Origin of the sequence: uncultured Amaricoccus sp., from assembly GCF_937891315.1 — a bacterium.
GTDB lineage: Bacteria > Pseudomonadota > Alphaproteobacteria > Rhodobacterales > Rhodobacteraceae > Amaricoccus.
Genome location: NZ_CALAGI010000034.1, coordinates 1 through 8,667, shown reverse-complemented (window position 1 = coordinate 8,667; position 8,667 = coordinate 1). Strand labels below are relative to the sequence as shown.

Here is an 8,667-nt window from a genome sequence, read left to right as displayed (position 1 = left end):
GAGCTTTGCTTTCACGGACGGCAGGGTCATGCAGCGGTTCCTATCAGGGCGAGGGGGTGGCGGGCGATCATCAGTTCCTCGTCGGTGGGGATGACGAGGAGGGCGACGCGGCTCGCCGGCGGCGAGATGACGGTGGCGTCGGCGGCCGTGGAGCCTCGCGCTGGGCCATGATGCGTCCCTTCCGGCTCAGGACAGGTGAACAGGTCGTCCCACCCGTGCGCGGGTGCGAAGGCCGGGCGTCAAGGGACGATTTCACGTACGCTACCGTATGTTACGTGTCCTTCCCCGACGCATCTGATAGAAACGGGGTCATCACTTTCCGACAGGGGGAGACTGTTGACATGAGCGACAAGATCGATGTGAACGCGGCGCCGATCTCGGCGGAAGAGCTGCGCATGTCCATCCTGAAGAAGGAAATGGACAGGATGGAGGTCGAGCAGCGGGCGCGGGACGAGGAACAGAAGAAACTGACCGCCTTCACCGACGATTTCCTGCACAAGCATGTCAGCGAGGACGAGATCGCCATGGTGCGGCGCCTGGTGGGGCTGGCGGTCAAGGACGGCAAGATGGAGGCGATGGTCTACAGCTTCCCCTCCGAACTCTGCGCCGACAGCGGGCGGGCGATCAACAATGGCGATCCGAACTGGCCGGAGACGCTGCGGGGCAAGGCCAGGGAGTTCTTCGAGCGCTATCAGGCGTTCGGCAAGCCGGGCGGTTACCGGCTGAAGGCGATGGTCATCAATTTCCCCGGCGGAATTCCGGGGGATATCGGGTTCTTCCTGAACTGGTCCCCGCCGGCGGTCTAGATCCGGCGGAGCGGCGGTTTTCCGGGTAAGCCTCGGAAAGCGCGGATTTTTTCGCGTATGCATCCCATGCACAAAACGTATGTATTTCGTATGCATGTTTTCGCCGCTTCGGGCACGCGCGCCGGCGGGCCTCGCCCTCAGAAGACGGTCGGCACGACGTTGCGGGCGGTGCGTTCGGGGACGTAGTCGTCGGGGCGCTTCTGGCGCTTGCCGAGTTTCGGCGCGTCGTATTTGACCTTCTCGTAGGGGATCGAGGCGAGGAGGTGGGTGAGGCAGTTGATGCGGGCCGCCTTCTTGTCGTTGGAATCGACGATCCACCACGGGGCGTGCGGCGTGTCGGTCAGGCGGATCATCTCGTCATAGGCGCGGGTATAGTCCCACCAGCGGCGGTAGCTCTCGAGATCCATCGGCGAGAGCTTCCACTGGCGCACGGGATCGTCGATGCGCTGGCGGAAGCGGCGTTCCTGCTCCTCCTCGCCGACGGTCAGGAAATACTTCAGGAGGGTGATGCCGGATTCGGTGATCAGCGCCTCGAGATGCGGGATTTCGTCGAGGAAGCGTTTCGCGGCCGTGTCACTGCAATAGCCCATGACGCGCTCGACGCCCGGGCGGTTGTACCAGGAGCGGTCGAAGATCAGCACCTCGCCGGCGGCGGGCAGCTGCTCGATGTAGCGCTGCATGTAGATCTGGGTCTTCTGCCGGTCGGTCGGCGCCGGCAGGGCGACGACGCGGAAGACGCGGGGGGAGACCTTTTCGGTGAGCCGCTTGATCATGCCGCCCTTGCCGGCGGCGTCGCGGCCTTCGAAGATGATGACGATGCTCGCGCCGCTTTTCTTGACCCAGGCCTGCAGGCTGGCGATTTCCTCCTGAAGGCGGGCGAGTTCGGCCTCGTAGGCCTTGTTCCGGGCCTTCTTCGCCGCCCTGGCGTCGGGGACGGGCTCCAGGTCGGGCGCGGCCTTCGTCCTGTGCTTCTTGCTCATGGGGTTCCTCCCGGGTTCGCCTCGAAGGCGCGGAGCGCGTCGTCGAGATCGTCGAAGATCAGCTCGGGGCCGACGGCGGCGAGCAGGCCGGCGCGGTCGAGGAGATCGCGGACCTCGCCGTTCAGTTCGGCGATGGCGAGCCGGGCGCCGCGCTCCGAGAGATCGGCACGGAATTCCTCGAGCATCGCGGCGGCCGTCGAGTCGGTCTGGGTGATGGCGCTGGCGTCGAGCAGGAACCAGCCTGTGTCCTCGGGCATGGCGTCGGCGATGGCGCAGAGCCGTGCCTGGACATGGTCGGCGTTGAAGAAGAGCAGGTCGCCCTCGATGAGGGCGATGGCGAGGCCGGGGATGGCCCGGGCGTCGGCGTGGCGGTGGAGCTTGTAGAAGCCGTCGCGGCCCGGGATGCGGCCGAGCAGCGCGTCGCGGGGTCGCATCATCTTGTGGAGCAGGTAGGCGAAGGTGGCGCCGATGGCGACGAGGATGCCGCCGAGGACGCCGAACGTGATCGGCGCGACGAGGGCGATCATGGCGAACACGAATTCGATGCGGCTGATGCGCCAGAGCCCGCGCAGGGCGGCGATGTCGATCAGGCTGATGGCGGCGGCGATCAGGATGGCGCCGAGGGCGGGGATCGGCAGGATCGAAAGCGCCGGGCCGAGATAGACGATGGTGACGAGGAGCGCGGCGGCGGCGACCACGCCGGCGAGCTGCGAGCGGCCGCCGACGCTGGCGTTGATCGCGGTGCGGGAATCGGAGGCGGTGACCGGGAAGGCGGCGCAGAGGCCGGCGGCGAGATTGGCGGCGCCGAAGCCGGTCATCTCGCGGTCGGCGTCCACGGGATAGCCGCCGCGCTGGCCGAAGCTGCGGGCGGTGACGATCCCGGCGGCGAAGCTGACGAGAAAGATCGCCACGGCGCCGATGACGACCCGCTCCGGCGGGGCGCCGCCGAGGCCGGGCAGGGCGAGCGCCGGGATCCCGGTGGGGACGTCGCCGACGGTGGCGATGCCGCGGGCGGGCAGGTCGAGGAGCGCGGACAGCGCGACGGCGAGGACGACGACGATGACCGGCCCGGGGACCGGAAGGCGGAGGGAGCTCGCGGCCCGCAGCACGGCGAACATCGCGGCGGCGAGCGCGAGCGAGGGCCAGTGGATTTGCGGGAACCGGTGGATCAGGTCGAGGAACGGCGCGATCAGGCCGTCGGAGGTGATGGGGGCGCCGGTCACCCGCTTCAACTGGCCGGTGATGATGGTGAGCGAGATGCCGGCGAAGAAGCCGACGAGGATCGGCCGCGAGAGGAAGGTGGAAAGGACGCCGAGGCCGAGAAAGCGGCCGCCGAGATAGAGCGCGCCGACGATGAGCGCCAGCATCGCGGCGACGCCCGGCCGGTCGGCCTGCGCGAGGCCGGGCATGGCGGCGAGGACGGCGGCCATGACGGTGATGGTGGCGGCGTCCGGCCCGACGATGAGCTGGCGCGAGGGGCCGAGGACCGCGTAGGCGACGAGCGGTGCGATCGAGGCGTAGAGGCCGGTTTGCGGTGGCAGGCCGGCGATGGCGGGATAGGCGATCGCGGTGGGCAGACCCACCGCGGCGATGGCGAGGCCGGCGGCGATGTCGCCCTTGATCCAGCCCGGCCGGTAGCCGGCGAGGCTCGCCAGCACCGGACGGGTGGAGGGCGCCGGCCCGTGCATCAGTGGCCGCCGGACAGGACCAGCGTGCGCACCGGCAGGATCAGCGCCTGGAGCCGCAGGAGTGCCGCGTGGACGAGGCCGGTGGCGTCGATCGCGTGCAGCACGAAGGCGTGGAACGCGCCGATGCCCGGCTCGTGCAGGGCGTCGTAGTTCGACGTATAGGCGTTGGCGACGCAGGCCGAGCCCTGCGGCAGCCGGTCGAGCCCGCCTTCGAAGAGCGGCGCCATCGTCGCGGTGATGGTGCCGGGCCGGGCGAAGGCGGAGACGTCCTGCAACTGGTCGGTTGGCCGGATCTGCCCCGAGGCGACCACGTCCTGCACGTCGGTCACCACGACCGGGATGACGGTAAAGGGGATCGCCGGGCAGGTGACCTCGCCGACCATGCCGACCTTGATGATCTGCGCCTCGATCTGGTCGAACCCGGCGATGAGGCCGGTGGCGTGGCGGTCGGGAACGAGGATGCCGGCGGGCCGCAGCATCGGGTTGACGACGTCGCCGGCGCGCAGCGCGAACTGCTGGACGATGCCGTCCGTGCCGGCGACGACCAGTGTCTGGTCGAGCGCGACCTGGGCCTCGGCGAGCGCGGCCTCGGCTGTCGCGCGCGCGGCGGGGAGCTGGAACTCGATCTGGCTCTGGACCGCGTCGCGGCCGGCGAGCGCGGCGTCGACCGCGCCCTGCGCGGTATCGACGGCGACCAGCGCGCGATCGACGTCGCGCTGGGCGATGGCGTTCGGGTTGCGCTTCATCAGCTCGGCGCGGATGTCGTACTCGTCCTGGGCCTGCTTGCGCGAGCCGCGGGCCTGGGTGATGCGGCCCTCGGCCTCCGCGAGCTGCGACTGGGCGACGCGGGTCGCGGCGTCGATCTCGGTGATCTGGCGGGTGGCGGTCTCGATCGCGGCCTTCTGCGCGCTGTCGTCGAGCCGGAAGAGCGGCTGGCCCGCGGTCACCCGCTGGTTGATGCCGACGAAGGTCTCGGCCACCCGCCCGTTCGACTCGGGGAGGATGGTGACGGTGCGGAACACCGAGACGGCGCTCGACGTGGAGGGGTGGAAATAGAAGATCGTGGTGATGAGCGAGATCGTCAGCAGCACGCAGAGCGTGATGCCCCAGCGCAGTTCGTACCAGACCGAGAACAGGGTGATCTCGCGGCCGATGCGCTTGCCTTGCGCGAAGTGGCGGTAGAGGAAATCCGGCAGGATGGTGACGGCGGAGCAGAGCATGAGCTCGAGCATCTCAGACCTCCTTCACCGGCGCCGATACCGTGGGCGGCGCGATCTCCTCGGGTGGATCGTTCGAGAGCAGGTCGTCCCAGCGCGGAGCCTCGGTCGAATTCCGGTCGCGGCCGGAGAGCTTTTCGAGGCTGAGCGCGATCGAGTTCATCGGCGTGGAGAAATTCGGCAGCTCGACCAGCGCGAGCAGCAGCGCCGCGATCCAGAAGACCGCGTTGTGGGTGAGAAGCGCGAGGAGTCCCAGCACCGCGACGAACTGGTACTGCACCTTGTTGGCGCGGTGCGCCATATGCTCGGGCAGCGAGTGCAGCTTGAGGTAGACGAGGCCGACCGAGACGACGGTGACCAGCAGGAAGACGGCCATCACCGTCATCAGCCAGTCGGACTGGCCGGGCGCGGTGACGAAGGACGGCAGGTGGGGCGGCGCCGCCGGGTTCAGTACGGATTGGTCCATCATGGGGCTCCAGGCGCGGCGGGTGGGGGGCCGCCGTCGATGGGGGTCTCTGTAGGGCCTTGGCCGAGCCGGGTCCATGCGACGACGAGTTCGTAGAACACCGACAGCACGACCGGACCGAGAAACAGCCCGACGAGGCCGTGCGTCAGGGTGCCGCCGATGACACCGGTCAGGATGACGAGCATCGGCGTGGTCAGGCCGCGGGCCATCAGGATCGGCTTCAGCACATTGTCGATCAGGCCGACCGGGACGAGGAGGAGGGTCAGCACGAGGGAGAAGGTGGTCGGGTGGCTCATCCAGATCCAGACGATGAGCGGCAGGAGGACCGGCGCGGGGCCGATCTGGACGATGCAGAGCAGGAGGACGGCGAAGGCGACCAGTCCTGACCCCGGGATGCCGGCGAGATAGAGGATCGCCCCGGCGAGCAGGGCCTGGAGCAGGGCGACGCCGATCACGCCGCGCGAGACATTGCGGATGGTGGCACCCGCGAGGTCGACGAAATGCGCGCCGCGCGGGGCGATCAGGCGGCTGGCGAAGGCGCGGATTCCGGTGGCGAGCCGCGGCCCGGGCACGAAGAGGAAGCCGGCGATGATGACGGAGACCACGAATTTCAGCACGTCGGCGCCGATGGCGGCCACCTTGCCCAGCACCGCGCCGCCGGTGGGCAGGACGGCGGGGCCGTAGCGCAGCACGGCGTCTTCGAGATTGCTGGCGGCGAGGGTCCAGGCCTCGTCGATCCGCTCGCCAAGAATGGGCAGGTCCTCGATCGCGGCGGGCGGCGGCGGCAGCTTGAGCGCGCCGGAACCGAGGCCGGAGGCGAGCCACTGGATGGACTCGGCGAGACTGGCGGCGAGGATGCTGACCGGGCCGAGCACCGTCGCCAGCGCGATCAGGGTGATGACGGTCGCGGCGAGGCTCCGCCGGCCGCCGAGAAGCCGCGCGAGCCACGCATGGGCCGGATAGAGCGCGACCGCGAGCAGGATCGCCCAGATCACGATCGGCACGAATGGCCGCACCAGTTCCAGCGACCACCAGGCGAAGAGGCCGAGGAAGGCGAGGCGGACGACGAAATCGGTCGCGCCGGCTTCGAGCTTCGCCTTCTCGATCAAGGGAGCGCGCAATTTCCCCTCCTCACGCATCGGGCAGGGCGAGCCCGGCCGTCCTCGGTGGCGAGGCCACGGGCATGGCAGGCCCCGCTCGATCTGGGCGCACGCTCTACCCCGCGCGCGGCGAGCGCAAGGGCCGTTCGCGCGCATTCCGGTCCGGCGCGGCGACGGGATGGCCGAAGGACCGAGATGATACGCGACGTCGCGGGGACCCTTCGATCCCGTCGATACGCGGGGTTCGCTCGCCCTCACTTTCCCGCGATCGCGAATGCTGCGAAGACAAGGGGGTCACGCCCATGTCCCACCAACCCAGACCGCGGGAGCCCGCCATGTTTCCAGCAGGACCGACCCTGGCCCTGACCGCCACCACCGCCCTGTTGGCACTGTCGGCCGGTGCCCCGGCCTTCGCCCAGGCCGCGAGTACCGCCGACCTCGACAGGATGATGGCGGTGATCGAGGCGCAACAGGCGCAGATCGACGCGATGCGGGCGGAGCTGAACACGCTGAAGGCCCAGAGGACCGCCGCCGCGACCCCGGCGGCGACAACGCCGGCCCGGCCGGCGGCGGTCGCGGCGGCGCCGGTCGCGGTCGCGGCGGGGCCGGCCGCGGCGTCGGTGGACGAGGACGACCGCACCGATGCGCGGATGGTGGCGGAAGGCTTCACCTGGAAGGACACGAGCGGCCGCTCGCTGACCCTCTCCGGCCAGGTCAACCCGGCGTTCAACGTCGTGGACGACGGTATCTCGACGGATGTCTTCATCGTCGACAACGACAGCTCGGGCACGCGCTTCCGTCTCGACGCCGACGCGCCCCTCGGGCGGACGCGGCTCGGCGCCACGCTCGAGATCGGCGCCAGCCCGAACAATTCCTCCGACGTCAGCCAGCTCGACTCCCAGACGGAGGCCGATTTCAACGTTCGTCGCGCCGAGGTGACGTTCCGCGACGATCGCTACGGCCGGCTGCAACTCGGCAAGGGCTCGAGCGCGGCCGACGACACGGCGGAATACGATCTGTCGCTCGTGTCCGGTCCGATCATGTACGCCGGTGTCGCCGACATCGCCGGTGGCATCCTGTTCACCGACGGTGAAACCTATTCGGATACCACCGTCGGCGGCGCCTTCACCGACTTCGACGGCGGCCGCCTCGCGCGCCTCCGCTATGACAGCCCGATGTTCGGCCCGGTCCAGGGCTCGGCCTCCTATGGCCAGGATGATCAGTGGGCGGCGGCGATCACGCTCGGCGGCGATTATGGCGATTGGACCGGCTGGACGGTCGGCGACTTCACCCTGCTCGCCGCGGGCTCGGTCTATAATCCCGACGACGCCGCGGTGGACTATGCCTACGCCGCCTCGGGTTCGGTGAAGCATGATCCGAGCGGCCTCAGCCTGACGCTTTCGACCGGCGGCCAGAAGCTCGACGAGGGCGACGACCCGGCCAACCTCTACGCCAAGCTCGGCTGGGACACGACGCTCTCGTCGTTCGGTCCGACCGGCTTCGGCATCGACTACACCAAGGGCGACAACATCAGCGCCGAGGGCGCGGAAGGAACGTCCTGGGGCATCGCCGCCGTGCAGAAGATCGGGCCCTACGACATCGACCTCTATGGCCAGCTTCGCTGGTACGAGCTGAAGGATGTCGATCCCGACCTGAGGAAGATCACGGTCGGCACCTTCGGCACCAAGTTCACCTTCTGAAACGCCGGCGACGGGGGCCGAAAGCCAATGCCTCCGCGCGGTTCGCTCGCCCCGAACCTGGTCGTGGGGCGGCGGAACGGGGCGCGACCCTCCGGCGCCCATGGCTCGACGAGGGTGTCGGGCGACCCCGCGCGGGCGGCGCGCGCGAGGCGTTCGTCCTTGACACGCGGTTCGAAAGGCTTACACAGCCCGCTGGAATTTCGGTCGCTGGCGCGGCTGACCGTGGGATTCGCGTCCGACCGCGAGAAGGGATGAAAAATGGCGAAGCCGACCACCATCAAGATCCGGCTGAACTCGACTGCCGACACCGGGCATTTCTACGTGACGAAGAAGAATTCGCGCACGATGACCGAGAAGATGTCCGTGAAAAAGTACGATCCGGTCGTGCGCAAGCATGTCGAGTACAAGGAAGGCAAGATCAAGTGATCCGTCACTGATCGCCTCGCCGTCCTGACGAAACCCCGCCTCCGGCGGGGTTTTTGTTTGCGGTCGTTTATTTTCAGGCGCGCGGCGCGTCGTATCAAATCCGTTTGTTGCTTCGACTTTGCCCGCGCTTTCCACGCCCGACCGTCACGAAGCCGCCCAAGGCAGCGCCCCTGTCGATGTCCCCGCCGCCGGCCAGCAACGCCGGGCGACGCGCGATGTTCGAGCTTCACTTCGCGATTTCGAGGTTACGCGAAATCGTGACGGGCGTGCCCTGCCGGGGCATG

General features: G+C 68.9%; 9 protein-coding genes. 4 read left to right on the top strand and 5 right to left on the bottom strand.

What is annotated here, in order from left to right; genetic code table 11:
- Nucleotides 1-341 precede the first annotated feature (341 nt).
- Nucleotides 342-806, top strand: a complete 465-nt coding sequence (locus Q0480_RS02515; protein WP_299130293.1) for a hypothetical protein — start codon at nucleotides 342-344, stop codon at nucleotides 804-806.
- Between the two features lie 137 nt (nucleotides 807-943).
- Here the strand turns inward: Q0480_RS02515 and ppk2 are convergent, their stop codons facing one another.
- The 5 genes from ppk2 to Q0480_RS02490 are packed head-to-tail and all read right to left on the bottom strand — an operon-like array spanning nucleotide 944 to nucleotide 6,278.
- Complete coding sequence (ppk2, locus tag Q0480_RS02510) at nucleotides 944-1,786, bottom strand: polyphosphate kinase 2 (RefSeq protein WP_299130291.1); 843 nt, start codon at nucleotides 1,784-1,786, stop codon at nucleotides 944-946.
- Nucleotides 1,783-3,474 carry a SulP family inorganic anion transporter gene (locus Q0480_RS02505; protein ID WP_299130290.1) on the bottom strand — a complete coding sequence of 564 codons (1,692 nt, stop codon included), beginning with the start codon at nucleotides 3,472-3,474 and terminating at the stop codon, nucleotides 1,783-1,785. Before Q0480_RS02505 ends, ppk2 begins: the two co-directional genes overlap by 4 nt.
- Nucleotides 3,474-4,706, bottom strand: a complete 1,233-nt coding sequence (locus Q0480_RS02500) for a biotin/lipoyl-binding protein (RefSeq protein ID WP_299130288.1) — start codon at nucleotides 4,704-4,706, stop codon at nucleotides 3,474-3,476. The genes Q0480_RS02505 and Q0480_RS02500 overlap by 1 nt, the downstream gene beginning before the upstream one ends.
- Before the next feature lies 1 nt (nucleotide 4,707).
- Nucleotides 4,708-5,157 (bottom strand): hypothetical protein, encoded by a 450-nt coding sequence (locus Q0480_RS02495; protein ID WP_299130286.1) that lies wholly within the window; start codon nucleotides 5,155-5,157, stop codon nucleotides 4,708-4,710.
- Nucleotides 5,157-6,278 carry an AI-2E family transporter gene (locus Q0480_RS02490; protein WP_299130285.1) on the bottom strand — a complete coding sequence of 374 codons (1,122 nt, stop codon included), beginning with the start codon at nucleotides 6,276-6,278 and terminating at the stop codon, nucleotides 5,157-5,159. Before Q0480_RS02490 ends, Q0480_RS02495 begins: the two co-directional genes overlap by 1 nt.
- A 314-nt stretch (nucleotides 6,279-6,592) precedes the next feature.
- Between Q0480_RS02490 and Q0480_RS02485 the strand changes: the two genes are divergently transcribed.
- The 3 genes from Q0480_RS02485 to Q0480_RS02475 form a co-directional block, all read left to right on the top strand.
- Nucleotides 6,593-7,957, top strand: coding sequence for a hypothetical protein (locus Q0480_RS02485; protein WP_299130284.1), 1,365 nt, complete (start codon nucleotides 6,593-6,595; stop codon nucleotides 7,955-7,957).
- A gap of 258 nt (nucleotides 7,958-8,215) precedes the next feature.
- The gene (gene rpmG / locus Q0480_RS02480; protein WP_274127672.1) at nucleotides 8,216-8,383 is read left to right on the top strand and encodes a 50S ribosomal protein L33; all 168 of its coding nucleotides are present in this window, start codon (nucleotides 8,216-8,218) and stop codon (nucleotides 8,381-8,383) included.
- Nucleotides 8,384-8,436: 53 nt separating this feature from the next.
- On the top strand, nucleotides 8,437-8,667 hold a 231-nt coding region (locus tag Q0480_RS02475; protein ID WP_299130279.1), incomplete at its 3' end, for a hypothetical protein.

Bases quoted from the DNA above. Each gene is read 5' to 3' on its own strand.
- Q0480_RS02515 (WP_299130293.1), top strand. From the start codon at position 342: ATGAGCGACAAGATCGATGTGAACGCGGCGCCGATCTCGGCGGAAGAG.
- ppk2 (WP_299130291.1), bottom strand. From the start codon at position 1,786: ATGAGCAAGAAGCACAGGACGAAGGCCGCGCCCGACCTGGAGCCCGTC.
- Q0480_RS02505 (WP_299130290.1), bottom strand. From the start codon at position 3,474: ATGCACGGGCCGGCGCCCTCCACCCGTCCGGTGCTGGCGAGCCTCGCC.
- Q0480_RS02500 (WP_299130288.1), bottom strand. From the start codon at position 4,706: ATGCTCGAGCTCATGCTCTGCTCCGCCGTCACCATCCTGCCGGATTTC.
- Q0480_RS02495 (WP_299130286.1), bottom strand. From the start codon at position 5,157: ATGGACCAATCCGTACTGAACCCGGCGGCGCCGCCCCACCTGCCGTCC.
- Q0480_RS02485 (WP_299130284.1), top strand. From the start codon at position 6,593: ATGTTTCCAGCAGGACCGACCCTGGCCCTGACCGCCACCACCGCCCTG.
- rpmG (WP_274127672.1), top strand. From the start codon at position 8,216: ATGGCGAAGCCGACCACCATCAAGATCCGGCTGAACTCGACTGCCGAC.